The organism is Micromonospora sp. DT81.3, assembly GCF_049847225.1.
In the GTDB taxonomy this organism is placed as follows: Bacteria; Actinomycetota; Actinomycetes; order Actinomycetales; family Microbacteriaceae; genus Microbacterium.
Genome location: NZ_JBNCNY010000002.1, coordinates 705,885 through 732,690 on the forward strand (window position 1 = coordinate 705,885; position 26,806 = coordinate 732,690).

A 26,806-nucleotide genomic window follows, 5' to 3' on the forward strand; every position below is an offset into this window, starting at 1 on the left:
GCACACGTCTGCCGAGAGGACGCAAATGGCCTCAACCCGGCCGGGTTACCGGCAGATTGCGTCCGCTCGGCAGACGTGGTGCGGCGCGCGGGGAATCAGTGGAAGAAGTGGCGCTCGCCCGTGAAGTACATGGTCACCCCCGCGTCGCGGGCCGCAGCGATCACCTCGTCGTCGCGCACGGATCCGCCCGGCTGCACGATGGCCGTCACCCCCCCGTCGAGGAGCACCTGGACTCCGTCGGCGAAGGGGAAGAAGGCATCGGATGCCGCCACCGACCCGCGCGCGCGATCGCCCGCGCGTTCCACCGCGAGGCGGCAGGAATCCACACGGTTCACCTGTCCCATGCCGATTCCCACGGTGGCCGAGCCCTTCGCCAGCACGATGGCGTTCGACTTGACGGCGCGGCAGGCCTTCCACGAGAAGATGAGGTTCGTCAGCGCCTCGCCCTCGACGGCGTCCCCCGAGACGAGCTTCCAGTTCGTGGCGACGGACTCGATGTCCTGCGGGAACCGGTCGGCGTCCTGCAGCAGGAGGCCACCCGAGACGAGGCGCACGTCCTTGGGCTCCTGCTGCCAGTCGGCGGGGAGCTTGAGCAGCCGCAGATTCTTCTTGGTGCGGAACACCTCGAGCGCCGCGTCCTCGAAGTCGGGAGCCACGATGACCTCGGTGAAGATGTCCTTGAGATTCTCGGCCATCTTGAGCGTGACCGTGCCGTTCGCCGCGATGACGCCGCCGTAGGCCGACACGGGATCGCACTCATGGGCGCGCAGATGCGCGCTCGCGATCGGGTCGAGGGCGTTCGGCGCCGTCACCGCGATGCCGCACGGGTTGGCGTGCTTGATGATGGCGACCGCAGGCAGCACCATGTCGAACGCTGCGCGCAACGCGGCATCCGCATCGACGTAGTTGTTGTAGCTCATGTCCTTGCCCTGCAGCTGCGTCGCCTGCGCGATGCCGTGGCCGCCCTGTCGCGTATAGATCGCGGCGCGCTGATGCGCGTTCTCGCCATAGCGCAGCGTCGCGAGGCGCTCGGCCTTGATGGTGAGGGATGCCGGCAGGTTCCCCTCACCGTCGAGGGCCTCGCCCGAGAACCAGGCGGCGACGGCGGCGTCGTAGGCCGCCGTGTGTGCGAAGGCGCGGGCGGCGAACTCGCGGCGCTGGCTGAGCGTCGTGCCGCCAGCGGCTACCGACTCGATCACGGCGGGGTAGGTCTCGGGCGAGACGATGATGGCAACGTTGGCGTAGTTCTTCGCGGATGCGCGCACCATCGCCGGACCGCCGATGTCGATCTGCTCGACCACGTCGTCGCCCTCCGCTCCCGACGCCACGGTCTCGACGAACGGGTAGAGGTTCACGACCACCAGCTCGAACGGTGCGATGTCGAGCTCGGCGAGCTGACGCTCATGGTCCTCGAGTCGCAGATCGGCGAGCAGGCCGGCGTGCACGCTGGGGTGCAGGGTCTTCACGCGGCCGTCGAGCGACTCCGGGAAGCCCGTGATCGTCGACACATCCGTCACCGGGAAGCCCGCTTCCCGGATGCGGGCTGCCGTCGAACCCGTGGAGACGATCTCGACCCCGGCATCCGCGAGCGCTTCGGCGAGCCGAAGCAGGTTCGTCTTGTCGCTCACCGAGACGAGGGCGCGCCGGACAGGCACCTGGTCCCGGTCGCGGTACTCGGAAGGGTTGTGGCTCGCGGCGACCATCGGGGCTCCTCGGGTGTCGTGATCGGTGGAAGGGGATGTCGGCGGCTGAGCGCCGGCGGCTCAGGGGCGCTGCGCGACCGCAGTGAGGTCGAGTTCGCCCGTCGCGACGCGACGGACCACCTCGATCAGCAGCCGGCGCTCGACCGGCTTGATGCGCTCGTGCAGGGTGTGCTCGTCATCGCCCGCCAGCACCGGGATGCGCTCCTGGGCCAGCACGGGTCCGGAATCGACGCCGTCGTCGACGACGATGACGCTCGCACCGGTCTGTGTGACGGAAGCGGCGAGGGCGTCGCGCACCCCGTGCGCGCCGGGGAATTCGGGCAGGTACGCGGGGTGGGTGTTGATGATGCGGGGAGCGAAGCGGGCGACGAGGGATGCCGGCAGCAGCCGCATCAGTCCGCTCAGCACGATGAGGTCGGGGTTCCAGATGGCGAGCTGGTCGCCGAGCTCGGCTCCCCACTCATCGCGCGATGTGTACTGCCGCCACGGGACGAGGAAGGACGGGATGCCGAAGGCCTCGGCGTGCGCGAGGCCTTCGGCCTCGCGGTCGGCGCCGACGACGATGATGCGCGCGGGGAACTCCGGAGCCGCCGCCGCCTCGAGGAGGGCCCGAAGATTGGAGCCCGTGCCCGAGATGAGAACGGCGACCGTGAGCACGCCGTCAGTCTACCGGCGCCTTCTCGTCCGGCGTGGCAGGGACCGGCTCGCCGACGCCGCGACCCTTCGCGGCCTTGGACTTGCTGAGCAGCGCCCAGGGGTTGACGTCGCTCTGGGGCTTGCGCGCGCTGCGGGGCTCGGGGGGCGTTTCGTCGGCGGTCGCCGCGCCACCGGACGGCGCAGGCGCTTCGGTGGTCGATGTCGGATCGGCGGCAGGGGGCACTTCCGCGCCCGATGGCGCGCCGCGAGTCGAGGGCACGGCGCCACTCGAGGGCATTCCGGCGCTCGAGGGCATTCCGGCACTCGAGGGCATTCCGGCGCTCGAGGGCAGTCCGCCACCCGATGGCATCCCGGCGGTCGAATGCACCCCGGGACTCGGGATGCCGGCCTCCCCGGCGGTGTCCGGGCCGACGTGCACCGCGCCGGCTACAGGGATCCGGTCTTCATTCCGAGCTCGGCGGACCCGCCACCTCCCGGCGTGCCGGGCCTTCCGCTGCCTCGGCTTGGCCTGCGGTCCGAGAAGCAGGATGGCGGCGCCGACGAGCACCTCGAGCCCCACGGCGAGCGCCACCGGTCCTGCGGAGGGGCCGACCTCGGCGAGCCTCCCCGGGCCCAGCGAGCCCGATGCGGCCCACGCCAGGAGGGCGGCCAGGGCGCCGGCGAGGATGCCGATGCCGGCCGTCACCGCAAGTCGCGGCCCCACGGGCTCGTGCTCCGGCGAGGGCGGAGCGACCGGCGGCGCGATCGGGACGGTCGGGATGAGACCGGTCAGCTCGACCCTCGCCACCGGGACCGCCGTGGCGGGCGCGGCGAGTTTCGGCGCAACCATCCGGGAACGGATCGCCCAGCCGGCCACCGCGCCGGCCGCGACGGGCACCAGCAGCACCAGCAGGAGCCAGTCGGACCCGCCCTCGGGGATCAGTCCCAGGAGCGGGATACCCGGCAGCACTCCGAGCTGCGTCCCCGCCGGCGACACGGCCGTGCCCACGCCGATGGCGAAGCCGGGACCGGCAAGCCAGGCGAGCGCCCACACCACCAGCGTCGGAAGGTAGGCGAGCTGGCCGAGCGTCACGACAGTGGCGCCGAGGGCGTCGAGGTGGGTGGATTCGTACAGGGCGATGACCTCGTCGCCTCGCAGCAGCACCGAGACGCCGACCGCGGCGGATGCCGCCATCACGAGTCCGGCGAGGGCGATGGCGGTGCCGCGGGCGATGAGTCCCGGAACTTCGCCCCACCCGTGAGGAAGGGAGTCCAGGCGCCGGCGCAGCCGGTCGATCGGGCCGTCGTCACCGTCGCGCCATGCCGCCACGACCGCCCCCGTGAGCGCCGCGCCGCCGTACACGACCGAGGGCAGCAGCACGGCCTGCCAGATGGTCGGGCGCGCGATGGGGTTCGACGTCGTCAGCAGCACGGCCGCGGCGATCACCCCGAACACCAGGGTCCCCGACGCCACGCCCGTGATCCAAGCGCCGGCGCCGGCGGCGCGGGAGCCCGAGCGCGCGGCGAAGATCGTCGTGAACACCGCGAAGGCCAACGGAGCCAGCGAGAGCGTGAAGGCGGCGGCATCCGTCTCTATGCCGGTCTGCGCCGCGTACAGGGCATCGAGGGTGATGCTCAGCGGCACGAGGTTGCCGAGCTGCCAGATCGAGCCGCTCGCGGGCCAGAGGGCGCCCCAGTCGGCGTCTCCTCCGAGGGCGACCACCCAGACCAGGGTGAGCGGGGCGAGCACCACCGCGAGGCCCACGGCGGCCGCGAGAAGGGCGTCGAAGGCGGACAGAAGGGCGACGAGAAGGCGATCCATGCCCGATCGACCTTACCGCCGGGGCCCCTGGCGACCGGTTCGCGACACCGCGGTCGCGGTGCTCCGCCCGTCCAGATTCAGGTCATTCACGGCGCCGAGCGCCAAGCGCCGCCCGTGGGCGGCGATCCGCCGAACAGCTGGGTGATGGTGACCGCCGTGAAACCCCGATCATGCAGGCCCGCGATGATCTGAGGGGCGAGCTCCACCGTCGCGCGCTGGGTGTCGTGGAACAGCACGATGCCGCCCGGCCGTGGCCGCTCCACGCCCTGGATGAGGATCGATTCCGTGGAAGGTCCCGCCCAGTCGCGCGTGTCGATCGACCACAGGATGGCCGGCAGACCCGCGGCGGCGAGGGTCTGCGCGTTGTACTCACCGTACGGCGGTCGGAATGTCGCCACGGGCTGGTCCGTGAGCCGGCGAAGCAGGTCCCGCGTCGATCCGATCTGCCGCGCGACCGCCGCCGCGTCGAGCTCGGGAAGATGGGGATGGTCCCACGTGTGCACGCCGATGTCGTGACCCTCGGCGGCCGCGCGGCGGACCGGGTCCGGGCTCGACTGTGCGCTCCGGCCGAGCACGTAGAACGTGGCGGCCGCCCGGGAATCGCGAAGAGTGTCGAGCAGCTGCGGAGTCAGGGCGGAGGGGCCGTCGTCGAACGTGAGGGCGACGCACGGAACCAACCCGCAATCCACCCGATCGATGCCCACCGGGACGGCGGCCGGTGCGGCGAATGGCACGGCCGCCGCCGCGGCGGCCGAGATGCCGGCACCGAAGACGCTGGCCAGGGTCCCCAGCGACGCGGGCGGGACCGCGACGGTGAGCGGCACCGTGGATGCGGGTAACCCGAGTGCGCCGAGCTCCGGTGCGACGAATCCGGGCCCGATGGTCAGGACGAGCGAGCCGTCGGCCGCGACGAGGGTGCCGGCGAGCGCGGACTCGATCAGTGCCGCCTGGTCCGGGCTCGGATCGGCGATCGGCACCAGGCTGAGCGCACCGGCGTTCCGGCGCAGTGCCTCGACGACGTCGTCCCAGAGCAGGATCGCGGCACCCGCCTGCCAGAGCTCCGCCGCGCCGACCACCCCGCCCGTCGCGACGTCGGCGTAGAGCACCAGCGACGTGTCGGCGCCGTCGCTGCGGACGACCCGCACCCGCTGACCGATGTAGGTGCCTACGGCGGCGATGATGTCGCAGGTCACGGCCGTCCCCCCGCCGCCCGCGGGGCCGAGGGTGGGATCGGCAAGCAGCTCGGCGGCCGGGAGCAGCGTCGACCCACGGCGGCACGAGCGATCCGCCATGCCGGCGTCCTCGTCGAAGGCCATCGGTCGATACGCCACGCCCGACGCCGCGACCCGCCCGGCGATGGCCTCGCGCACCATCCCCTCGATGCGGTCGTTGAGCGCGCCCTGTCCGAACACGCGTGTGTACCGCGCCTGGACGCCGACCTCGTCGATGCGCAGCCGCTGCGGGTCGAGACCCGCGACAGCGGCAGCGTCGAGCGGCTGCGGGGGGTCGGTCACGACGGCGAAGGATGCCGGCCACGCCGTCGGGCGCCATCCGTTCACGCGATCGGGTGCGCACGCCGCGAGCCCGAGCATCGCGGCGATCGCGACACCGGCGTACCCGCGTCGAATCCAGACCGCCTTCACGGGCCGATCCCCGCGAGCAGCTCGGCCAGGGCGGCGCGGTAGGCCGCGGCATCCGCAGCGTCCGCGACTCGCGCGTCGACCGACACCACCCCTCCGTCGACGTCGACGGCCGCGAGCACGCGTCCCCCCTCGGCATCGGCATGCCGGACGGTGCGGCCGGAAGTGAGAGTCTCCACGCGCACGGGACCGGCCGCCCCGTCCCGGAGGAGCGCCAGCGCCGTCTCGGAGTTCCCGGCTGACACGCTGACCAGCACCGTGAGCGCGAGATCAGGCGATCGGACCTCGACCGCCGCGTCCGTCCAGGGCGGGCGGGAGATGATCCACCCCTCGGGCGCGACCACCTCGCCCCTGCTGGAGTCGGCACGGAGGGCGACCGCGGAGCCGTCGGCGACGGTGCTTCGAAGGTTCAACAGCACGGGCGGAACGACGTACGACGCCACCAGCGCCAGGCCGGCGAGCGCCGCGACACCGATGGCGACGGATCCGGCGATGCGCAGCGAACGTCGCGACCGACCGGGCACCCCACCCTGAGCCATGCGGCCGATGTTACTAGCGCCGTCGTGCGCCGTCCGCCTCAGCGTCGGCGGTTCGCCCAGCGGCGGTCAGCCCTCGACGGGTTCGAGCAGGAAGACGGCGATGAGCCGGTCGGTCTTCTTCTGGTACTGGTCGTAATCGGGCCAGACGGCGACGGAGCGTGCCCACCACTCCGAGCGCTCACCGCCGGACAGCTCGCGCGCCACGTAGTCGCGCTTGACCTCTCCGTCCTGCAGCTCGACGTGAGAGTTCTTGCGCAGGTTCCAGTACCACTGCGGCGCCTCGGGCGCGCCGCCGCGAGAGGCGACGACGGCGTAGCGACCGTCGTGCTCCACGCGCATCAGCGCCGTCTTGCGAAGGGCGCCGGTCTTCGCCCCGACGGTCGTCAGGACGATGATCGGGACCCCCCGCAGCGTGTTCGCCTCGGCGCCGCCCGACGCCTCGTAGCGCTCGGCCTGCGTGCGGGCCCATTCCGATGTGCTGGGCAGATACGTTCCTTGGAGCGGCATGATCCCACCCTAAGCGCGCACGCCGAGACGGGGATCTACAGGCCCTGGACGATCTCGCGCATCAGGTCGGCGGTCTCGCTCGGCGTCTTGCCGACCTTGACGCCGGCGGCCTCGAGGGCCTCTTTCTTGGCCTGGGCCGTGCCCGCCGAACCGGAGACGATGGCGCCGGCGTGGCCCATCGTCTTGCCCTCGGGCGCCGTGAAGCCGGCGACGTAGCCGACGACCGGCTTGGTGACGTTGGCCTTGATGTACTCGGCCGCCCGCTCCTCGGCGTCGCCGCCGATCTCGCCGATCATCACGATCGCCTTCGTCTCGGGGTCGGCCTCGAACGCGGCGAGCGCGTCGATGTGGGTGGTGCCGATCACCGGGTCTCCGCCGATTCCGATGGCCGTCGAGAAGCCGATCTCGCGCAGCTCGTACATCATCTGGTAGGTCAGCGTGCCCGACTTGGAGACGAGACCGATCGGACCCTTGCCGGTGATGTTCGCGGGGGTGATCCCCACCAGCGACTCGCCGGGCGTGATGATGCCCGGGCAGTTCGGCCCGATGATGCGGGTCGTGTCGCCCTTGCTCTGTGCGTACGCCCACGCCTCGGCGGTGTCACCGACGGGCACCCCCTCGGTGATGACGACGAGCAGCGGGATCTCGGCGTCGATGGCCTCGACCATCGCGCTCTTGGTGAACGCGGGCGGCACGAACGCGATCGACACGTCGGCGCCGGTCTTCTCGATGGCCTCGGCCACCGTGGCGAAGACGGGCAACTCGACCGGCGAACCGTCGGCGGCGTGGTGCAGCACCGTCGTGCCGGCCTTGCGGGCGTTGACGCCGCCGACCACCTGGGTGCCGGCCTTCAGCATGAGCGCGGTGTGCTTGGTGCCCTCGCCGCCGGTGATGCCCTGGACGATGACCTTGGATTCCTTATTGAGGAAGATCGACATTTCAATTCCTTAAGTCGGTTGCTGAGCTCGTCGAAGTACGGTCCCTGAGCCCGTCGAAGGGTCAGGCGTTCGCGAGTTCGGCGGCCTTGTCGGCGCCCTCGTCCATGGTGTCGGCAAGCGTCACGAGCGGGTGGTTCGCATTGCGCAGGATGGCGCGACCCTCCTCGACCTTGTTGCCGTCGAGGCGCACGACGAGCGGCTTCGTGGCGGTCGAGCCGAGCTCGGCGAGCGCGCCGACGATTCCCTTGGCCACGGCGTCGCAGGCGGTGATGCCGCCGAAGACGTTGACGAACACGCTCTTGACCTGGGGGTCGCCCAGGATGACGTCCAAGCCGGCGGCCATGACCTCGGCCGACGCGCCGCCGCCGATGTCGAGGAAGTTGGCGGGCTTCACGCCGCCGTGATTCTCGCCCGCGTAGGCGACGACATCCAGCGTCGACATGACGAGCCCCGCACCGTTTCCGATGACGCCCACCTGGCCGTCGAGCTTGACGTAGTTGAGGTCGTTCTCCTTGGCCTTGGCCTCGAGGGGGTCGGCCGCGTCCTTGTCTTCGAGCAGCGCGTGCCCGCTGTGGCGGAAGTCGGCGTTCTCATCGAGCGTGACCTTGCCGTCGAGGGCGATGATCTCGCCCTCTTCGGTCAGCACGAGCGGGTTGACCTCGACGAGCGTCGCGTCCTCGCCCTTGTAGACCGCGTAGAGCTTGACGAAGACGTCTGCGACCTTCTCGACGAGCTCGGGTGCGAACCCGGCGGCCTGTGCGATCTCGACGGCCTTCGCGTGGTCGATGCCCTGCAGCGGGTCGACGGCGACGCGGGCGAGCGCCTCGGGACGCTCCACGGCGAGCTCCTCGATCTCCATGCCGCCCTCGACGCTGGCGAGCGAGAGGTACGCGCGGTTCGCGCGGTCGAGTAGCACCGAGAAGTAGTACTCCTTGTCGATGCGGGCGCCCTGCGCGATCATCACGCGCTTGACCACGTGGCCCTTGATGTCGAGGCCGAGGATGGCCTGCGCGGCCTCGTGAGCCTCATCCGGGGTCTTCGCGACCTTGACGCCGCCCGCCTTGCCGCGCCCTCCGGTCTTGACCTGCGCCTTGACGACGACGACACCGCCGATCTTCTCGGCTGCGGCCCTCGCCTCCTCTGGCGTGTCTGCGATGAGGCCCGCGAGAACGGGCACCTCGTACTTCTCGAACAGGTCGCGTGCCTGGTACTCGTAGAGATCCACGTGCAATCCTCCGCTGGACGAATGGGGGATGTCGACGCCGAAAAGCGTCTTGATGTCGAGAGATCGACCGACAAACGAGCCTACTCCCTGTGCCTGTATGCCCCCGACCTCGGGTGCCGGCCGGGGACCGGTCAGTCGCCGGGGGCGCGGGGAACGGTCGGCAGGTCGCGGTCGGCCGGCCCCTCGAGCCGCGTGCCGTCCGGAGCGAAACGCGACCCGTGCAGCGGGCAGTCCCACGTGCACTCCGCATCGTTCCACGACAGGACGCCGCCCAGGTGGGTGCAGACCGCGCTGACCGCGCGCGTGCGGCCACCGGTCGTCGACACCGCGACGGGACGACCGCCCCGCTGGGCGACGGTGCCCTCCCCCTCCGGGGGCCGCGTGATCGGCACCGGCGTCGCTTCGGCGCCCAGCCAGCCGGACGCCGCCGCGCCGCCGATCTTCGCGTTCTCGACGACGCCGCGCGCGATGTCGGACGGCATCGTCAACCGGGTGGCGAGCATCAGCATCCATCGATCGCGGTCCTTCAGCTTCGTCCCGCGGATCTCGGCCGCGAGCCGCAGCGCCGCGGCCGGCCCGTTGGAAAGACCCCACTTGCCGTAGCCGGTCGCGAACCGGATCCGCCCGAGCCCGCGCGGCATCGCCCCCACGAAGGGCACCATGTTGTGGGAGTGGTAATCCTGGGCTGACCAGCGGTGGGTCTCCTCCGCGTCCGGGAAGTGCCGACGCGCCCACTCCGAGATCTCGTCGAGGATGGCGCGCTCCGAGCCGGCGCGACCGACGGGGTGTCCGCTGCCGCCGACGACGAGCTGGGCGGATGCCGGGCCGTCGTCCGGCGTGACCCGGCGGATCGAACGCGTCTGCCCGTCCACCGACAGCCAGAGGCCGTCGGGAACCACGCCCTCGGTGCGGAACGAGACGCAGTAGGAACGCATGGCGCTGACCTTCGCGAAGTAGAGACCCCGGTCATCGATGGGGGTTCCCGTCGCGAGCACGATGTGCGACGCGAAGAGCGGGCCGGCCGCCGTCTCGATACGCGCGTTCGGTCCTGCGTGCACGCCGGTCACCCGCGTGTGCGTGTGCAGCACGCCGCCGGCTGCAACGAAGGCACGGGCGAGGGCCCCCGCGACCGCTGCGGGGTCGAGGGCGACCTGGTCATCGAGGCCGGCGGCGGCCGCGACCGGGAAGGGAACGGGCAGTTCGCCGCCCGACACGTGGCGCACCGGGAGTCCGGCCTCCCTGCCGGCGGAGACTTCGGCGTCGACCGTCTCGACGCCCTCGCGGCCCTGGGCGTACGAGTAGGCGGGGCTGCGGGTGAAGGGCACCCCGGCGGATTCGGCGAAGTCCGTGAGCCAGTCCGCACCGGCGCGATTGGCGTCGACGTACGCGCGCACGAGCGCGGCGTGGTGGTGCCGCCGCATGCTCGAGAGCACCTTGCCCTGCAGCAGCGACACCTTCCCCGTGTTGCCTCCTGTGGCGAGCTGCGCGACCTCGCCTCCCTCGACGAGCGCGACGTCCATCCCTTCCCGAGCGAGCATCAGCGCCGTCGACAGCCCGGTGATCCCGGCCCCGACGACGACCACCTCGTGCCGCATTCCGGGCTCGAACGGGCTGCCTGCGACCGCGTCGAATGAAGACTTCCAGAGCGATGTCATCCGCCAAGTCAACCCATCGCCCGTCGGTGAGGACAATGCCTTGACACGACGGGCGGCGGGGCCCCGTGATCGGGTCTGGGCGGGACTAGGCTCTGGGTGTCATGAGCGAAGTCGCCATCCCCGCAGTGCCCGACCGCACGGCCGTCGTCGCTGCTGCGATCGACCTGTTCCTCGAGCAGGGCTTCGAGGCGACCTCCGTCGAGCAGATCGCGCAAGCGGCCGGCGTCTCGCGGTCAACGTTCTTCCGCCAGTTCGGCGGCAAGGACGACGTGGTCTTCGCCGACCACGAACTGCTTCTCGCCCAGCTGCGCGACTACCTGGCGCAGCCGCACGAGAACCCGTGGGTGGCGGTGTGCGAGGCATCCAACCGGGTCTTCGTGCACTTCGCCGCCAACCCGGATGTGGCGCGCCGCCGCTACCAGGTGGTACGTCAGGTGCCGGTGCTGCGGGAGCGCGAGATCATCACGGTCTTCCGGTACGAGCGGCTCTTCGACGAGTACCTCCGCCAGGCGCTGCCCGGGCTCGATCCGCTGGATGCCGTCGGCTTTGCCGCGCTGGTGACCGCGACCCACAATCACGTCCTGCGCCAGCTGCTTCGCGGCAAGCGCGTGCGCGTGACCGTCCTTCGGCGGGCCATGGACGACGTGCTGCGCCGCTTCGGCGTGCACCCCGATTCCCAGCCGGCCGCCGCCGACGACATCGTGGTGGCCGTGTTCCCGCGGTCGATGCCGAAGGCGGAGATCGCGCGCCGGGTGCGGTCTCAGCTCGACAGCTGAGACCGCGCGGAACCCCATCCGGGATCGTGCGAGGGCATACCGTACGGTCGGTATGCTGGCGTGACGCCGCTTGGGTGCGACGCTCGACGAGGAGGTCACATGCAGATCACCGGTGCCGTCCTGGAGCGTTCGGGAGCTCCCGCGCCGTTCGCCGGCTCGCGGCCGTTCACGGTGCAGACGCTGGAGCTGGATGCACCGGCGCGGGGCGAGCTGCTCGTGCGCATCGAGGTCGCCGGGGTCTGCCACTCCGACCTGAGTGTCGTCGACGGCAACCGCGTGCGGCCGACCCCGATGCTCCTCGGCCATGAGGCCGCAGGCATCGTCGAAGCGATCGGCGATGGGGTGATGGATGTCGCGCTCGGCGATCGCGTCGTCATGACGTTCCTTCCCCGCTGCGGCGTCTGTCCGGGGTGCCTGACCGACGGACGACTGCCGTGCGAGGTGGGGACCGCCGCCAACACCGACGGCACGCTCGTCGGCGGCGGCATCCGTCTGCACCGCGCCGCCGCCGACGGGTCGATCCAGGACGTGCACCACCACCTCGGCGTCTCCGCTTTCGCGACCCATGCCGTCGTGAGCCGCACCTCGGTGGTGCCGGTCGACGCCGACGTGCCGGCCGACGTCGCGGCGCTTCTCGGCTGCGCGGTGCTCACCGGCGGGGGCGCCGTGCTGAACGCCGGCCGGCCCCGGCCGGGTGAGCCTGTTCTCGTGATCGGCCTCGGCGGGGTCGGCATGGCCGCGCTCCTGGTCGCCGTCGCGCTCGGCCACGAGGTGATCGGCGTGGATGCCGTCGATGCCAAGCTCGAGCTCGCGCGCGAACTCGGGGCCACCGGTGCACTCAGCCCCTCCGCCGCCGCCGCGAGCGGCATCCGGGCACCTGTCGTGATCGAGGCGGCAGGCGCCGTGCGGGCCTTCGAGACAGCCGTCGCGCTGACCGCGCCCGGCGGGACGACCGTCACAGTGGGCCTTCCTGCACCCGATGCGCGCGCGAGCGTGTCGCCGCTGCAGCTCACCGCCGAGGCGCGCACGGTTGTCGGCAGCTACCTCGGATCGGCCGTGCCGAGCCGCGACATCCCGCGTTATGTCGACCTCTGGCGCGCCGGCCGCCTGCCCCTGGAGCGCCTCGTGTCATCGCGCATCCCCCTCGAACGCATCGACGAAGCCATGGACAGGCTCGCCGCCGGTGGCGAGCTCCGCCAGCTGATCCAGTTCTGAGCCTCTGAAAGGAACCCCACCATGACCCGAATCGCCATCGTCACCGGCGCCGCCCGCGGCATCGGCGCAGCGACCGCGAGGCGTCTCGCCGCCGACGGCCATGCCGTGGCCGTGCTCGACCTGGACGAAGCGCAGTGCGCCGAGACGGTCAGCGCGATCACGGATGCCGGTGGCAGGGCGCTGGCCGTCGGCGCGAACGTCGCCGATGCGGCGGCGGTGACGGAGGCCGTCGCCCGGGTCGAGTCGGAGCTGGGCGCGCCGACGATCCTCGTCAACAACGCGGGCATCATCCGCGACAACCTGCTGTTCAAGATGACGGAGGACGACTGGGACTCGGTGCTCTCGGTGCATCTGCGGGGCGCGTTCCTCATGTCGCGGGCGGTGCAGGCGCACCAGGTGGCAGCCGGCTGGGGGCGGATCGTCAACCTCTCGAGCACGTCGGCCCTCGGAAACCGCGGTCAGGCCAACTACGCCGCGGCGAAAGCCGGCATGCAGGGCCTCACGAAGACGCTCGCCCTGGAACTCGGGCGCTACGGCGTCACGGCGAATGCCGTGGCCCCCGGTTTCATCGTCACGGACATGACGCGCCAGACGGCGGAGCGCATCGGCGTTCCGATGGAGGATTTCATCGCGGCGCGCGCCGCCGAGGTGCCGGTCGGACGCGCCGGGTACCCCGACGACATCGCCGCCGCCGTGTCGTTCTTCTGCTCGGAAGGTGCGGGTTTCACCTCGGGTCAGGTGCTCTACGTCGCCGGAGGGCCTCGCGCATGACCATCGACGTCGGCTCCCCCGCCGACCTCGCGCAGGCCATCGGCCGGACGGCGACGGGCGACTGGGTGCGCATCGACCAGCAGCGGATCGCGGCCTTCGCGGACGCCACCGAGGACTGGCAGTGGATCCACCTCGACGCCGAGCGCGCGGCCTCCGGTCCGTTCGGCACGACCATCGCGCACGGGCTACCTCACCCTCTCGCTGCTGCCGAGACTCACGGCGGGACTGTTGAGAGTCGGGGGCATCGCGATGGTGGTGAACTACGGACTCGACCGGGTGCGGTTCCTCCAGCCGGTGCCCGCGGGATCCCGCGTACGCGCCGTCACCGAGATCGCCGCGGTGGAGCCGGGCCCCCAGGTGCACCGCGTGAACCTGCACACGACCGTCGAACTCGAGGGCTCCGAGCGCCCCGCCCTCGTGGCGCACACCATCGGGCTCTTCGTGTCGGAGGAGTGACCCAGGCGGGAGCACCCGACCGTCCGCTGGTGGGCGGGGCGGGGTTTCATGAATAACTTGCCATTCATATAACTGATCAGTAGTATGAAGGTGTGATCCAGACGCTGACCGCCCTTGCAGAGCCGAACAGGCTCGCGATCGTCGAGCTGCTGCGCGACGGCCCGCGATCCGTCGGCGACATCGTCGACGCCCTCGCCCTCAGTCAGCCGCTCGTCTCAAAGCACCTCAAGGTGCTCAGCGATGTCGCGATCGTCGATCGGCGCGTCGACGGCAAGCGCCGGATCTACGCCCTGGATCAGCGGAGGTTCGCGGAACTCGACCGCTGGCTCGACACCTTCGCCGAGCTGTGGGCCGCGCGGCTGGACCGCCTGCAGGCCCATCTCGATGCGACGCGGGCGTGATCGTGAGCACACTGCTGGTCTCGAAGGATCTCGAACGGCGCGAGATCGTGCTCGAGCGGGAACTGCGCGGATCCGTCGATGCGGTGTGGCGCAGCTGGACGACCGTCGAGGGGCTCGAGGCGTGGTGGGGACCCGAGGGCTGGTCGACCACGGTGCTCGCGCTGGATGTGCGCCCCGGTGGTCTCTGGCACTTCGCGATGGGCCCCGCCGGCGCACCGCCCGAGGTGTGGGTGCGCGCCATCTACAGCGAGGTCATCGCGGGCTCGGCGCTGTCGTACGTCGAGGGCTTCTCGGACGAGTCGGGAGCGGACCTCGACCCCGAGTCGAACTCGGTCACCGTCGAGTTCATCGGCGTGGAACCGCACCGCACGCGCCTCGTGCTGCGCACGCGCTTCACATCGGTGCGGCGCCTCGAAGAGATCGCGGCCATGGGAATGGTCGATGGCTGGGCGGGCGGATTCGACCGACTCGAGAACCTGTTGAGGAGAGAGCAATGACCATCACAGACACCGCATCCGTCGTGCGATCCGCCGACGGGACGAGCATCGCGCTGTTCCGGGAGGGCGCCGGGCCGGCGATCATCCTGATCGACCCCGCCCTGTCGACCCATCGGGGCTCGGCCAGGCTGGCGAGGGCCCTCGCCGGACAGTTCACCGTGCTGAGCTTCGACCGCAGGGGTCGCGGAGGAAGCGGCGACGAGCACCCGGCCACCGCAGACCAGGGTCGCGAGATCGAGGACATCGCCGCGCTGATCGAGGCCGCGGGCGGACATGCGGTCCTCTTCGGCACGTCGTCGGGTGCCGCCCTCGCCCTCGAGGCTGCCACGCGCCTCGGCGACCGCGTCACCGGACTGATCGCGTACGAGCCGCCCTTCATCTGCGACGATGCGCGCCCGCCGCTCGCGAACGACCTCCCCGCTCGGGTGGCGGCATCCGTCGAACGCGGCGACCGCTCGCAGGCGGTGAAAACATTCTTCACCGAGGCGATCGGCGTGCCGGCCTTCGGCGTCGCGATCATGCGGATGCTGCCGCTCTGGCGTCACGCCAAGGCCATCGCACACACCTTGCGCTACGACTTCGCCGTGCTCGAGGGGACGCAGCAGGGCATGCCGCTCCCCCTCGAGCGATGGGCGGGGCTCACGGCGCCGACGATCGTTCTGATCGGCTCGAAGAGCGAGGCGTTCTTCCACCACACCGCCGCGGCCCTGGCCGACGGGCTCCCGACCGTGGAGTACGAGTCGCTCGAGGGCGCGCACCACGGCTCGCCCGAGATGTCCCCGGGCCGCATCGCGGACCGCATCATCGCGCGGTTCGGGGCCTGATCCGGGGCGCGAAGATAGAGTTCCCGCTATGACGACCACCACGGCCGCCGCCGCGCGGGTGTTCCGGGTGCGTGTGCCGTTTTCCACGCGCTGGAACGACAACGACCAGTACGGCCACCTCAACAACGCGGTGTACTACGAGGCGATGGACACCGCGGTCAACTCGTGGATGATCCGAGCCGCCGGACTCGATCCGCACGGCGACGGCCCGATCGCCTTCTGCGCCGCTTCGTCGTGCGAGTTCCGGGCGTCGGCGAGCTTCCCCGACGCCCTCGAGGTCGGCATCGGAGTCGAGCGACTCGGAACCTCGAGCGTGGCCTGGGCGCTCGGCATCCTGCGCGACGGCGAACACGAGCCGATCGCGACGGGACGGTTCGTGCACGTGTTCGTGGATGCCGCGAGCCGGCGCCCGACCGCCGTTCCGGCATCCGTCCGCGCGGCGATCGAGGAGCACCTGCTCGGCTGACTCCCAAGCTCGACGGTGCGGTGGGCGCCATCGTCGCGTCTGCTCCTTCGTTCACTCGGCGCCAAGTGCGGGTCCACTGGCTTCGCACCCGCACTCCGCGACGAGTGACGCCCAGAATCGCCTCCTGGAGCGCCGGCCCGCAGACGGCAACATCGCGCAGCATCACCCATCCAAGGGCGTGCGCGCGGACCGATTGACGAGTGGCGGCTCGAGTGGGAGAGTGAGCCGCATCGGCGGGCCGTGCTGTCCTCCGCTGGGTCGCTTCGAGGGGGTTTTCGTGTCCCGTATCACTCGAGTCATGGTGCTCGCAGCAAGTGTGGTCCTGGCGACATCATCGGTGTTCGCGGCGGCGCCGCCTGCCACCGCCGTCCCGACGAACAAGGTGGACGATTACCTCAGTGCTCTGTGGACGACGGTTCTGGAGACACCCAGCGCCCAGAATCCCTTCGGCGCCGGTGGCGACGAGTACGAGTGTCTCGACCTCGGCGGGACCGTCGCGCCGTTCGCGCCCGTCAGTGCCGACTCCTGCACGGTCAAGCCCGGTACCAAACTGTTCATCGTGGCCCACTCGGTCGAGTGCAGCACGTTCGAGGGCAACGGGACCACCGAAGCCGAACTCCGTGCATGTGCCATTGCAGGAGACCCGGATTCCGACTACACGGTCACCGTCGACGGCAAGGCCGTGCCCGTCGTCGAGGCGGAGACACCCCTGCTGGACATCGTCCTTCCGGACGACAACATCTTCGGTGAGCCAGGCGGATCGGAGGGGCTCTCCGTCGGGCATGGCTGGGTGGCGCTGCTGCACCCGCTGACGCCTGGAAGCCACACGATCCTGATCGACGAGTCCATCACCACGACCATCATCGTCACGCCCCACCGCTGACGCATCGCGGCGAGACATCAGCAACGGCACTCAGGCTCGTGGTGCCGACGGAGCCGGTGACGCGTCAGTAACCGCCGAGACCGCTTGCGGCGCCGAGCCTGCCTCCCGCCGCACGGGCTGAAGCACGAAGATCCGCGCGGTCCGGCCCGAGTCCGCCTCGTAGCGGCGGTAGTCCGGCCACTGCGCCTCCATGAGCGCCCACGTCGCCTCCCGATCATCATCCGGGACGAGCGTGGCGTGCACGGCCAAACGTCGTCCGCGGACAGTGATCTCTGCATCCGGATGCGCGAGCAGGTTCGCGGTCCACGCCGGATGCTTCGCGCCCGCCCAGTTGGTTCCCGCGACGATCGCTCGCCCCTTGCCGTCGGCGGTGTACATCAGCGGTGCATCCCGAGGCTCACCCGACTTCGCCCCGATCGTATGCAGCATGAGCGACGGCACGATGATGCCCGTCAATTGAACTCGCCCGCCGGAGACGCGTGTGAGAAGGCGCTCAACCGGCGGGAGCACCACCGGCGCGATTCGGCGCCACACCTGGGTTCTGGTCAACGGCGCGAGAACTGCGCGGACCACGTCGATGGCACTGGTCATCTGCCCATCATGCCGCGGCTGCTCGACCGCGCCCGCAACCTCAGATGAAGCCGTCGTAGGAGCGCCGCACCACGCCTGAGTGAATCCAGTCGATCAGCGTGACGAAGTCCCACACGGGACGGCCGGTCGCATCCTGAATGTCCTTCGCGTACGGCGGCATGTCGCTGCACTCGAGCAGCAGCGCGCCGATCTCAGGATGGTCTGTCACCAAGCGCACCGCGGTGCTGACGACCTCGTCTCGGACCTGGTCGAGGTCCATCCAGCCCTGGTCCTCGAGGATCGCACCGCGGAACCCGGGACAGTGCTCCATGCCGGCCACGACGATCGGCGCGTCCGCTGCGATACCCACCGCCGCCAGCATGCGCTGATCGAGGCTGCTCTGCTTCGCGCAGAGGATCCCGAGCCGCTGCTGGTCCTGCACTGGCGTACGAGACCGTAAGGCCGCCTGCGGCACCTGGACAAACCGACCATCCGGTATGCTCGACCCGGGCCGCAGCTTCATGCGGGGCCAGGGAGAAAGGCAGTGTCGCCGGTGACCGAGCTACCCGGGCTGGATGTCGCGGGCCTCAGCGGCTGGCTGGCCGGCGCGCATCCCGAACTCGTCGCCGGTCCGCTCTCTGCCGCCGTCATCGCCGGAGGACGCAGCAACCTGACCTACGCCGTCGACGGCGCACGCATGCCGCTGATCCTCCGGCGCCCACCACTCGGTCACGTCCTGTTGAGCGCGCACGACATGCGGCGGGAGCACCGGGTGATCTCCGCTCTCGCCCACACGGCCGTGCCGGTTCCGATCGCGGTCGACGTGGTGGACGATACGACGGAGAACCGCGTGACGGGCACGGTGTTCTTCCTGATGGAGAAGGCTCCCGGAACGGTGCTCGCGAGGCCGGCTCAGAACGCGCAGTTCACGGCGGCCGGGATCCGCCGCCTCAGCACCGAGCTCGTCGCCCATCTGGCCGATCTGCATGCGATCGATCCCGCCGCCGTGGGCCTCGCCGACTTCGGACGGCCGGACGGCTATCTGGCACGCCAGCTCTCCACCTGGCGCCGGCAGCTCGACGCCTCGCGTTCGCGAGAGACGCCGGAGCTGGACGCATTGGAGGCGACCCTCGCCGGCGGCAGGCCCGAGACGGACCGCACCGCCATCGTCCATGGCGACTACCGCCTCGACAACGCGCTGGTGGTCGGCGAAGCCGACGAGCCGCACATCTCGGCCATCCTCGATTGGGAGATGGCGACCCTCGGGGACCCGTTCGTCGACCTCGGCATCTTCGCGCTCTACTGGGACATCGCGAACCTGCCCGGCGGGTTCGCCGGCGCGGTGCCGAGCGCCGTCGACCCCGCTGCCGGGTATCCGGGTTTCGACGAGCTCGTGGAGGTCTACGCCGAGCGGGCGGGGATCGCCGTCCCCGATCTGCGCTGGTACCGCGCGTTCGCCGCCTACAAGCTGGCCGTGATCCTCGAGGGAATCCACTACCGCTATCAGGCCGGCGACACCGTCGGCGAGGGATTCGACCGGATCGGTGCGCTCGTCGAGCCGCTCGCCCGACGAGGACGAGAGGTGCGCTGATGGATTTCGCACACGATGAACGCACGCGAGAGCTGACCGAGCGTGCGAGGGCATTCCTCGACGAGCATGTAGTGCCGGCCGAGGCGGTGCTCGACGAGCAGCTCGCCGCGGAGCCCGGCCGGTGGGGCGGCTGGCCCGTCGTCCGCGACCTGCAGGCGAAGGCCCGCGCGCAGGGACTCTGGAATCTCTTCCTCCCCGGCGACCAGGGCGGCGGCGGCCTCACGAACCTGCAGTACGCGCCGGTCGCCGAGATCACCGGGTGGAGCCCGCGACTCGCGCCGATCGCCTTCAACTGCGCGGCGCCCGACACCGGCAACATGGAGGTGCTGAACGAGTTCGGCACGCCCGAGCAGCAGGACCGGTGGCTCGCCCCGCTGCTGCGCGCCGACATCCGATCGTCGTTCTGCATGACCGAGCCCGACGTCGCGTCATCGGATGCGACGAACATCGGCACCCGCATCCGGCGCGACGGCGACGACTACCTCATCACGGGCCGCAAGTGGTGGTCGACCGGGGCGATGAACCCGGATGCAGCGATCTTCATCGTCATGGGAAAGACCGACCCCGATGCGGAGCGCCACCGGCAGCAGTCCATGATCCTGGTGCCGCGCGACACTCCGGGGGTGCGAATCGTGCGCCCCCTCTCCGTGTTCGGATACGACGATCGCGACCACGGCGGTCACGCCGAGATCGCGTTCGACGACGTGCGGGTGCCGGCCGGGAACCTCATCGGTGCGGAGGGCTCGGGCTTCGCGATCGCGCAGGCACGGCTCGGGCCGGGGCGCATCCATCACTGCATGCGCGCGATCGGGATGGGCGAGCGGGCGCTGTCGCTCGTGCGGGAGCGAGCGAACGAGCGCCATGCCTTCGGGCGCAGCCTCGCCGACCAGGGGGTCGTGCGCGAGTGGGCCGCCGAGGCGCGCATCCAGCTCGAGTCCCTGCGGCTGCTCGTGTTGAAGACCGCCTGGCTGATGGACACCGTCGGCAACCGCGCGGCGATGACCGAGATTCAGGCGATCAAGATCGCGGTGCCTCGGGCCGTGCAGACGATCATCGACCGGGCGATCCAGGTGCACGGCGCAGCCGGGGTCTCGTCGGACACGCCGCTCGCCGAGCTGTACGCCGGCATCCGCTCGCTGCGCATCGCCGACGGGCCCGACGAGGTGCACCTCTCGAGCCTCGGCCGCGCCGAGCTCCGCCTCTGATCATTCGCCGCGGATGCCCGCCGGGGCGGCATGTCGCTGCTGCAGGGCCGTGATGCGATCCTTCCCCGGTGCGGATCAGCGGTGCGGGATGCCGGAGATCATGCCGCCGTCGACGACGAACTCGGCGCCCGTGGTGAATGCGGAGGCGTCGGAGGCCAGGAATGCGACGGTCCCGGCGACGTCGGCGGGAACGCCTGGTCGCCCGAGCGGGATGTCGAGGTGCTCCGGGTCGATGCGGGTCGTCATCTCGGTCAGGATGAGCCCGGGATGCACCGAGTTCACCCGGATGCCGCTCGGCCCGAGCTCGACCGCGAGACCCTGCGTGAGCCCGCGGACGCCGAACTTGGAGGCGGTGTAGCCGTGCAGTCCCGGACTTCCCCGCATGCCCTCGACCGACGAGATGTTGATGATCGACCCTCGGCCCTGCGCCTTCATCTGCGGCACCACCGCGCGGCAGCCGAGGAAGACGCCGGTGAGGTTGACGCCGATCACGGCGTTCCACTTGGCGAGGGTGAAGTGCTCGATCGGCGCCGCATTGGCGATGCCGGCGTTGTTCACGAGGATGTCGACGGCGCCGAACCGCTCGATCGTGGCCCGCACGACGGCATCCCAGTGCTCCTCGTCGGTGACGTCGACGTGCGCGAACATCGCGCGGTCGCCGAGCTCGCCGGCGAGGGCGCGTCCCGTCTCGTCCAGGAGGTCGGCGACCACTACGCGGGCACCGGCGGCGTGCAGCGCGCGAACGTACGCCTCGCCCAGGCCGCGAGCGCCACCCGTCACGATCGCGACGCGCCCTTCCAGGTCGGTCATGGCGCGACCTCGATGACGAAGCGCCACGCGCGCATCGTGTCAGGCGTCGGCATCCGTCCTCCTTATGCCGGTCAGGAAGAGGTCGGTGAGCTGCTCGGCGACGAGCGTCTTGTCCTCCGGACCCTCGGGGTGATACCAGTGCGACAGGTAATGGATGTCGCTGAAGAAGTTGGCGATCAGCACCGCGCGCGGTATGTCGCTGCGATAGATCCCCTCGTCCTGGCCGCGCTGCACGAGCGCGGCGAACTCGTCGTGGTAAGCGCGGCGCCGCCGCACGACTTCCTGCTGGCGAGGCGGCGTGAGCATGTGCTGGCTCCGGAAGAACACCGTGCCCTCGGGCAGGAACTCGATCGATGTCTCGACGACATCGATGCACACGGCCGCGAGCACATCGTCGACCTCGCCGCCACGCGCGATGATCTCGTCGAGGCGCGACTTCTGCAGCGACAGCATCCGCTCGTAGATCGCGAACAGCAGGTCGTCCTTGGATTCGAAGTAGTGGTACATCGCGCCCTTGGTGACGCCGGCGCGCTCGACGATCTGCTGAACGCTCGTGTTGGCGTATCCCTGGGTCGCGAAGAGGTAGACGGCGGCCCGTGTCACACCATCGGCCACGCTCGTGTCCTTCATCGCCGCATCCTCACCCGACGGGGCGGATGCTGCCGCCACCGTCGATCACGAGCGTCTGACCGGTGATCCAGCCGGCGTCGTCCGAGAGCAGGAAGGCGACGGGACCGGCGACGTCGTCCGGTTCTCCCAGTCGCTGCAGGGGATACGCTGCCGCCACCTGTGCTTCCCGTCCCTCGTAGAGAGCGCGCGCGAACACCGTCTTGATGACGGCGGGGGCGACGGCATTGACGCGGATGCCGGGCGCCAGCTCGTGCGCCAGCTGGATCGTCAGGTTGATGAGCGCCGCCTTGGAGACGCCGTAGATGGCGATGCCCGGGCTCGCCGACAGGCCGGAGATGGAGGACACGTTGACGATCGAGCGCTGGAGGCCGGCCGCGACGGCGTCGCGGGTCCACTCCAGCGCTGCGATCACGTTGACCTCGAGGATCTTGCGTGCCGCGGCGGGGTCGACATCGAGCGCGGGACCGTACGCCGGATTGATCCCGGCGTTGTTCACGAGGTGGTCGAGCCGCCCGTAGCGCTCGGCGATGTGCGCGAACACCGCGGCGCGATGGTCGGCGTCGTCGGCCCGGCCGGCGACCGCGGTCGCTCGATCACCGCCGAGCGCCTGCACGGCGGCATCGAGCCCTTCCTGCTTGCGCCCCGTGATCACCACCGCGCCGCCCTCGTCGCAGATGCGCTGCGCGATCGCGAGTCCGATTCCCCGGCTCGCTCCGGTGATCAGGGCGACCCTGCCATCGAATCTCTGCACGTCGCTGCAACCCTTCGTTTGCGCAGCCGATGCCGCCCGGACTCCCGCGGTCTCGTCGGCCGGTCGGCTCGGCATACCGGCCAGTCGGTACGGGGTCCAACGTAGCAGGAGACAACATGTGGGACTGCGTTCCACCATCGGTGGTACTGGGTATCAGCTATCCTGGGGAGCACGTCGAACCAGGAGCACCCCATGAGCCACACCCCCGTACCCGGCGAGCGCGTCGCGGGCTATGACGTCTCCGACCGTCTGGGCACCGACTACTACGCCGTCTTCGCCGACATCCCGGCGGCCGACCGGGAGGTCTGGGATCGGGCGAAGGCCTTCATCGATGAGGCGCTCCCCCGGATGGACGGGCTCTGGGACCGGGGCGAGTACGACCTCGACCTGACGCGGCGCATGGGCGAGCTCGATCTCTACAACGACGGCCTGGTGCACCAGGGGCTCGGATACTCGTCGCCGCTGGCCGCGGGGCTCGTGAACATGGAGATCTCCCGAGGCGACGGGTCTCTCGGCACGGTCATCGCCGTGCAGGGCGGCCTGGCGCTGCGCTCGATCGCCCTCTTCGGCAGCGACGAGCAGAAGGCGCGGTGGCTCGTGCCGGTCGCCCGCGGCGAGGTGCTCGCGGCCTTCGCGCTCACCGAGCCCGACCACGGCTCGGACTCCGTTTCGCTCGAGACCGAGGCGGTGCGGGCCCGTTCGACGGGCGCGGGGACCGACGGCTGGGTGCTCAACGGCGCCAAGAAGTGGATCGGCAACGGCTCGTCCGGCGGCGTCACCGTCGTCTGGGCGCGGGTGAGCGACCCGTCCGACCCCGAGCACGACGGCAAGGTGCGGGGATTCCTCGTTCCGCAGGAGACCCCGGGCTACGACGGCCGTCCGATCCTCGGCAAGGCGTCGCTCCGCGCCATTCACCAGGCGCACATCACGCTCACCGACGTGCGTCTCCCCGCGGATGCGGTGCTGCCGGGCACGCATTCGTTCAAGGATGCCTCCATCGTGCTGTACTCCACCCGCTCCGGCGTCGCGTGGTCGGCCCTCGGGCACGCGACCGCCTGCTACGAGGCGGCGCTCGCCTACTCGCAGAAGCGGGCGCAGTTCGGCAAACCGCTCGCGAAGTTCCAGATGGTGCAGGAGCGCCTGACGCAGATGCTCGACGAGCTCACGGCGATGCAGCTCTACTGCCGCCACCTGGCGGACCTGGAGACCACCGGCGGCCTCCGGCCGACGCAGGCCTCGCTCGCCAAGTACCACAACACGCGCGCCGCTCGCCGGATCGCGGCCGTCGCCCGCGACCTGCTCGGCGGAAACGGCATCCTGTTGGAGAACCGCGTGATGCAGCACATGGCCGATATCGAGGCGATCCACACGTACGAGGGCACCGAGTCCGTCCAGGCGCTCCTGATCGGCCGCGACATCACCGGCCACAGCGCGTTCGCCTGATCTTCGGGAACCGCGAGTCGATGCGCTAGCGTGGCGGGCGCGCCGATGCAACCCCGCCGTGCCACCGCGCCGACCGTCTACCGTCGGAGCATGGGATTCTTCAGCGACGAGCCGCGCCGCGTGCGCATCGAGTCCTCGGTCGACCTGGCCCCGCACCGGGCCCCGTGGAGCCTGTGGGCCGACGGTTTCGGCAAGTTCGGCATCCGGGCGGTCCAGATCATCGTCGTGGTCATCCTGGCCGCCGGCATCATCTGGGGCATCCAGCAGGTGACCCTCGTGACGATCCCGGTGACGATCGCCCTCATCATCGCGGCGTCGTTCGCTCCCGTCATGTCCTGGCTGCGCCGGCGGGGTGTGCCTTCCGTCTTGGCAACCATTCTCGTGATGCTCACCAGCACGGTGGTTCTCGGGCTGCTGGCCTGGCTCATCGTCTCGGCGGTGCGCAACCAGTGGGACGACCTTTACACGCAGGCGGAACAGGGATTCCAGGACCTGATCGCCTGGGTGAACACGCTGCCGTTCGCGCCGTCGCCTGACCAGCTGGAGGAGTGGCGGACAACCGCGGTCGACTTCGTGACCAGCTCCCAGTTCGGCTCCGGTGCCCTCGCGGGTGCCGGCGCCGTCGCCAACTTCGTCGCGGGCCTCATCCTGATGATCACGGTGCTCTTCTTCTTCCTCAAGGACGGCCCGCAGATATGGGAGTTCCTGCTGCGCCCGTTCCGGGGCGAGAACTACGCGCGGGCGCGCCGCATCGGCGACAAGACGGTGACGACGCTCGGCAGCTACCTGCGCGGCACCGCGGCCGTCGCATTGGTGGATGCCGTGGGAATCGGCATCGGACTCTTCATCCTCCAGGTTCCCCTGGCGCTGCCACTGTCGGTGCTGGTCTTCCTGCTGGCCTTCATCCCCATCGTCGGCGCGACCCTGGCGGGAATCATCGCCGCGCTCGTGGCGCTCGTCGCCAACGGCCCGGTCGTCGCCCTCATCGTCGTCGGCATCGTCGTCCTCGTGAACCAGCTGGAGGGGAACTTCCTCCAGCCGGTGCTGATGGGGCGGTCCATGAAGCTCAACTCACTCGTGATCCTGATCGCGCTGACCGTCGGTGCTCTGCTGAGCGGCGTCATCGGCGCGGTGCTCGCCGTCCCGATCACGGCCGTCGCGTGGGGCGCTGTTCAGGTGTGGGACGGGCCCAACCAGCCGGCCCGCTGGGCGCGCCCGAAGCCGGCGGAAGCCGCCGCCGCTTCGCGCCCCTGACCCAGAGCAGCGCCGCGGTAAGCGCCGCGCTGTGGGCGGCCACGCTCCCGTCAACCCCCTCAGCGACGCCGCGAGCGCGGGCGTAGTTTGACGCCATGGACGGCTGGGCCGCGGTCGACTTCGGGTTCGCCCGAGAGGTGCTTCAGCGCGGCATCGCCGCCCTCTACCTCGTCGCCCTGATCTCGACGTTCAACCAGTTTCCCGCGCTCCTCGGCGGGAAGGGGCTGCTCCCCGCCCCTGACCTCCTCGAATGGGCGCGCTCGTCGAAGCGGGCGGCCAAGCTGCTGCATCCGACGATCTTCCTGCGGTGGGCCTACACCGACCGCAGGCTGCGGGGTCTCTGCATCGCGGGCGTCGTCGTGGCGGCCGCTCTGGTCGTGGGACTGCCGCAACTCGGACCGCCGTGGGTGCCGATGCTGTGCTTCCTCGCGCTGTGGGGGCTGTACATGTCGATCACGAGCATCGGCCAGACCTTCTACGGCTTCGGGTGGGAGATGCTGCTGCTGGAGTGCGGGTTCCTCGCGGCCTTCCTCGGATCCGGCGACCAGCCGCCCCCCACGATCATCGTCGTGCTGTTCTGGTGGCTGCTGTTCCGGCTGGAGTTCGGCGCGGGGATGATCAAGATCCGCGGCGGGCGCGAGTGGCGCGACCTCACGGCCCTGATGTACCACCACGAGACGCAGCCGATGCCGGGGCCGCTCAGTCGCCAGGCTCACCTGCTGCCGAAGTGGTTCCACCGCGGGGAGGTGCTCGGCAACCACTTCGCGCAGCTGGTGGTCCCGTGGCTGCTGTTCGTCCCGCTGCTCGGGCTGTGGGTCCCGGATCTCGTGCCCGCCCTGATCGGTGCGGCGGCCGGGCTGATCGTGCTGCTCACGCAGCTGTGGCTCGTGCTCACCGGGAACTTCGCGTGGCTGAACTGGGCGACGATCGTGCTGGCGTTCTCCGCGATCGGCATCCCGGGCATCGGCGGCGAGCCGGATGGCGGTGCCGGCGGCGAACCGGGTGCCGGTGCCGGCAGCATCCCGCTGTACTGGATCGTCGTGACGGCCGCGGTCGGGCTGCTGTACGCGGTGCTCAGCTGGTGGCCGCTGCGCAACCTCTTCGCCCGCCGCCAGCTGATGAATGCGAGCTTCAATCGGTATCAGCTCGCCAACGCCTACGGCGCTTTCGGCACGGTGACCAAGGAGCGCATCGAGATCGTCGTCGAGGGGACGATGGATGCCGACCCCTACACGACGGACTGGCACGAGTACTCCTTCAAGGGCAAGCCGGGCGACCTGCGCCGGGTCCCCCGGCAGTACGCGCCGTATCACCTGCGGCTGGACTGGCTGATGTGGTTCCTGCCGCTCGGACGCCTGCGGGAACCATGGTTCGAGGCGTTCCTGCTCAAGCTTCTCGAGGCGGATGCCGGGATCCTCGGCCTGCTCGACCGGGAACCCTTCGACGGCCGCCGGCCCAGATGGGTACGGGCCAGGGCGTATCTGTACCGCTTCTCCACACGGGCGGAGCGTCGGGAGACCGGCCAGCACTGGGTGCGCGAGCCCCGCGGCGTGGCGATGGGCCCCGCCCGCCTGCCGGACGACGCCGATCGCTGACGC

The 26,806-nt window shown here is 70.5% G+C and carries 28 protein-coding genes and 1 pseudogene; 15 read left to right on the forward strand and 14 right to left on the reverse strand.

Going from position 1 to position 26,806, the window contains the following annotated elements:
- Positions 1-95: 95 nt before the first annotated feature.
- The 9 genes from purH to ACPW96_RS07515 form a co-directional block, all read right to left on the reverse strand.
- Positions 96-1,703 carry a bifunctional phosphoribosylaminoimidazolecarboxamide formyltransferase/IMP cyclohydrolase gene (gene purH / locus ACPW96_RS07475; RefSeq protein WP_425882541.1) on the reverse strand — a complete coding sequence of 536 codons (1,608 nt, stop codon included), beginning with the start codon at positions 1,701-1,703 and terminating at the stop codon, positions 96-98.
- A 60-nt stretch (positions 1,704-1,763) separates the two neighbouring features.
- Positions 1,764-2,360, reverse strand: coding sequence for a phosphoribosylglycinamide formyltransferase (gene purN, locus ACPW96_RS07480; RefSeq protein WP_425816813.1), 597 nt, complete (start codon positions 2,358-2,360; stop codon positions 1,764-1,766).
- Positions 2,361-2,364: 4 nt separating this feature from the next.
- On the reverse strand, positions 2,365-4,161 hold the full coding sequence (locus tag ACPW96_RS07485) for a DUF6350 family protein (protein ID WP_425882542.1): 1,797 nt from the start codon (positions 4,159-4,161) through the stop codon (positions 2,365-2,367).
- Positions 4,162-4,247: 86 nt separating this feature from the next.
- Positions 4,248-5,804: a polysaccharide deacetylase family protein gene (locus ACPW96_RS07490; RefSeq protein WP_425882543.1), complete on the reverse strand. Its 1,557-nt coding sequence runs from the start codon at positions 5,802-5,804 to the stop codon at positions 4,248-4,250.
- Positions 5,801-6,340, reverse strand: coding sequence for a hypothetical protein (locus ACPW96_RS07495; RefSeq protein WP_425882544.1), 540 nt, complete (start codon positions 6,338-6,340; stop codon positions 5,801-5,803). The genes ACPW96_RS07490 and ACPW96_RS07495 overlap by 4 nt, the downstream gene beginning before the upstream one ends.
- Positions 6,341-6,406: 66 nt before the next feature.
- The gene (locus ACPW96_RS07500) at positions 6,407-6,847 is read right to left on the reverse strand and encodes a nitroreductase family deazaflavin-dependent oxidoreductase (protein ID WP_425882545.1); all 441 of its coding nucleotides are present in this window, start codon (positions 6,845-6,847) and stop codon (positions 6,407-6,409) included.
- Between the two features lie 35 nt (positions 6,848-6,882).
- Positions 6,883-7,785 carry a succinate--CoA ligase subunit alpha gene (gene sucD, locus ACPW96_RS07505; RefSeq protein ID WP_425816803.1) on the reverse strand — a complete coding sequence of 301 codons (903 nt, stop codon included), beginning with the start codon at positions 7,783-7,785 and terminating at the stop codon, positions 6,883-6,885.
- Between the two features lie 61 nt (positions 7,786-7,846).
- Positions 7,847-9,010 (reverse strand): ADP-forming succinate--CoA ligase subunit beta, encoded by a 1,164-nt coding sequence (gene sucC, locus ACPW96_RS07510; protein ID WP_425882546.1) that lies wholly within the window; start codon positions 9,008-9,010, stop codon positions 7,847-7,849.
- 131 nt (positions 9,011-9,141) lie between these two features.
- Complete coding sequence (locus tag ACPW96_RS07515) at positions 9,142-10,665, reverse strand: FAD-dependent oxidoreductase (RefSeq protein ID WP_425882547.1); 1,524 nt, start codon at positions 10,663-10,665, stop codon at positions 9,142-9,144.
- Positions 10,666-10,766: 101 nt separating this feature from the next.
- Between ACPW96_RS07515 and ACPW96_RS07520 the strand changes: the two genes are divergently transcribed.
- From ACPW96_RS07520 to ACPW96_RS07565, 10 genes and pseudogenes are all read left to right on the forward strand, one after another.
- On the forward strand, positions 10,767-11,441 hold the full coding sequence (locus tag ACPW96_RS07520) for a TetR/AcrR family transcriptional regulator (protein WP_425816797.1): 675 nt from the start codon (positions 10,767-10,769) through the stop codon (positions 11,439-11,441).
- Positions 11,442-11,540: 99 nt separating this feature from the next.
- Positions 11,541-12,656 carry a zinc-binding dehydrogenase gene (locus ACPW96_RS07525; protein WP_425882548.1) on the forward strand — a complete coding sequence of 372 codons (1,116 nt, stop codon included), beginning with the start codon at positions 11,541-11,543 and terminating at the stop codon, positions 12,654-12,656.
- 21 nt (positions 12,657-12,677) lie between these two features.
- Entirely contained in the window at positions 12,678-13,427 is a 750-nt protein-coding gene (locus ACPW96_RS07530; protein WP_425882549.1) for an SDR family oxidoreductase, read from the forward strand.
- Positions 13,424-13,549 (forward strand): annotated as a pseudogene (locus ACPW96_RS07535) (hypothetical protein); the annotation flags it as partial. The gene ACPW96_RS07530 and the pseudogene ACPW96_RS07535, both read left to right, overlap by 4 nt.
- Positions 13,550-13,655: 106 nt before the next feature.
- The gene (locus tag ACPW96_RS07540; RefSeq protein WP_425882550.1) at positions 13,656-13,883 is read left to right on the forward strand and encodes a hypothetical protein; all 228 of its coding nucleotides are present in this window, start codon (positions 13,656-13,658) and stop codon (positions 13,881-13,883) included.
- A 92-nt stretch (positions 13,884-13,975) separates the two neighbouring features.
- Positions 13,976-14,284, forward strand: a complete 309-nt coding sequence (locus ACPW96_RS07545; protein WP_425882551.1) for an ArsR/SmtB family transcription factor — start codon at positions 13,976-13,978, stop codon at positions 14,282-14,284.
- Positions 14,285-14,286: 2 nt separating this feature from the next.
- A complete protein-coding gene (locus ACPW96_RS07550) occupies positions 14,287-14,781 on the forward strand; it encodes an SRPBCC family protein (RefSeq protein WP_425816787.1) in 495 nt (164 codons plus the stop codon).
- The gene (locus tag ACPW96_RS07555; RefSeq protein WP_425882552.1) at positions 14,778-15,605 is read left to right on the forward strand and encodes an alpha/beta fold hydrolase; all 828 of its coding nucleotides are present in this window, start codon (positions 14,778-14,780) and stop codon (positions 15,603-15,605) included. The genes ACPW96_RS07550 and ACPW96_RS07555 overlap by 4 nt, the downstream gene beginning before the upstream one ends.
- A 28-nt stretch (positions 15,606-15,633) precedes the next feature.
- Positions 15,634-16,071, forward strand: a complete 438-nt coding sequence (locus tag ACPW96_RS07560; RefSeq protein ID WP_425882553.1) for an acyl-CoA thioesterase — start codon at positions 15,634-15,636, stop codon at positions 16,069-16,071.
- Positions 16,072-16,348: 277 nt separating this feature from the next.
- Positions 16,349-16,954 (forward strand): hypothetical protein, encoded by a 606-nt coding sequence (locus ACPW96_RS07565; protein ID WP_425882554.1) that lies wholly within the window; start codon positions 16,349-16,351, stop codon positions 16,952-16,954.
- A gap of 30 nt (positions 16,955-16,984) precedes the next feature.
- On the opposite strand, the gene ACPW96_RS07570 is transcribed toward ACPW96_RS07565, so the two are convergent.
- Positions 16,985-17,545: a nitroreductase family deazaflavin-dependent oxidoreductase gene (locus ACPW96_RS07570; RefSeq protein WP_425816779.1), complete on the reverse strand. Its 561-nt coding sequence runs from the start codon at positions 17,543-17,545 to the stop codon at positions 16,985-16,987.
- Positions 17,546-17,585: 40 nt separating this feature from the next.
- On the reverse strand, positions 17,586-17,966 hold the full coding sequence (locus ACPW96_RS07575) for a hypothetical protein (RefSeq protein WP_425882555.1): 381 nt from the start codon (positions 17,964-17,966) through the stop codon (positions 17,586-17,588).
- A gap of 102 nt (positions 17,967-18,068) precedes the next feature.
- Between ACPW96_RS07575 and ACPW96_RS07580 the strand changes: the two genes are divergently transcribed.
- Together ACPW96_RS07580 and ACPW96_RS07585 are read left to right on the forward strand one after the other, a co-directional pair.
- Positions 18,069-19,115, forward strand: coding sequence for a phosphotransferase family protein (locus ACPW96_RS07580; protein WP_425882556.1), 1,047 nt, complete (start codon positions 18,069-18,071; stop codon positions 19,113-19,115).
- On the forward strand, positions 19,115-20,320 hold the full coding sequence (locus tag ACPW96_RS07585) for an acyl-CoA dehydrogenase family protein (protein ID WP_425816773.1): 1,206 nt from the start codon (positions 19,115-19,117) through the stop codon (positions 20,318-20,320). Before ACPW96_RS07580 ends, ACPW96_RS07585 begins: the two co-directional genes overlap by 1 nt.
- Positions 20,321-20,395: 75 nt before the next feature.
- Here ACPW96_RS07585 and ACPW96_RS07590 read toward each other — a convergent pair whose 3' ends face one another.
- The 3 genes from ACPW96_RS07590 to ACPW96_RS07600 are packed head-to-tail and all read right to left on the reverse strand — an operon-like array spanning position 20,396 to position 22,511.
- Positions 20,396-21,130, reverse strand: a complete 735-nt coding sequence (locus ACPW96_RS07590) for an SDR family NAD(P)-dependent oxidoreductase (protein ID WP_425816771.1) — start codon at positions 21,128-21,130, stop codon at positions 20,396-20,398.
- 39 nt (positions 21,131-21,169) lie between these two features.
- Positions 21,170-21,760 (reverse strand): TetR/AcrR family transcriptional regulator, encoded by a 591-nt coding sequence (locus ACPW96_RS07595; protein ID WP_425882557.1) that lies wholly within the window; start codon positions 21,758-21,760, stop codon positions 21,170-21,172.
- Between the two features lie 10 nt (positions 21,761-21,770).
- Entirely contained in the window at positions 21,771-22,511 is a 741-nt protein-coding gene (locus tag ACPW96_RS07600; protein WP_425882558.1) for an SDR family oxidoreductase, read from the reverse strand.
- Between the two features lie 192 nt (positions 22,512-22,703).
- On the opposite strand from ACPW96_RS07600, the gene ACPW96_RS07605 reads away from it, so the two are divergent.
- The 3 genes from ACPW96_RS07605 to ACPW96_RS07615 all read left to right on the forward strand — a co-directional run bounded on the left by ACPW96_RS07605 (position 22,704) and on the right by ACPW96_RS07615 (position 26,803).
- Positions 22,704-23,954, forward strand: coding sequence for an acyl-CoA dehydrogenase family protein (locus ACPW96_RS07605; RefSeq protein WP_425882559.1), 1,251 nt, complete (start codon positions 22,704-22,706; stop codon positions 23,952-23,954).
- A 90-nt stretch (positions 23,955-24,044) separates the two neighbouring features.
- Positions 24,045-25,208: an AI-2E family transporter gene (locus ACPW96_RS07610; RefSeq protein WP_425816763.1), complete on the forward strand. Its 1,164-nt coding sequence runs from the start codon at positions 24,045-24,047 to the stop codon at positions 25,206-25,208.
- A gap of 95 nt (positions 25,209-25,303) precedes the next feature.
- Positions 25,304-26,803, forward strand: coding sequence for a lipase maturation factor family protein (locus tag ACPW96_RS07615; RefSeq protein ID WP_425882560.1), 1,500 nt, complete (start codon positions 25,304-25,306; stop codon positions 26,801-26,803).
- Positions 26,804-26,806 lie beyond the last annotated feature (3 nt).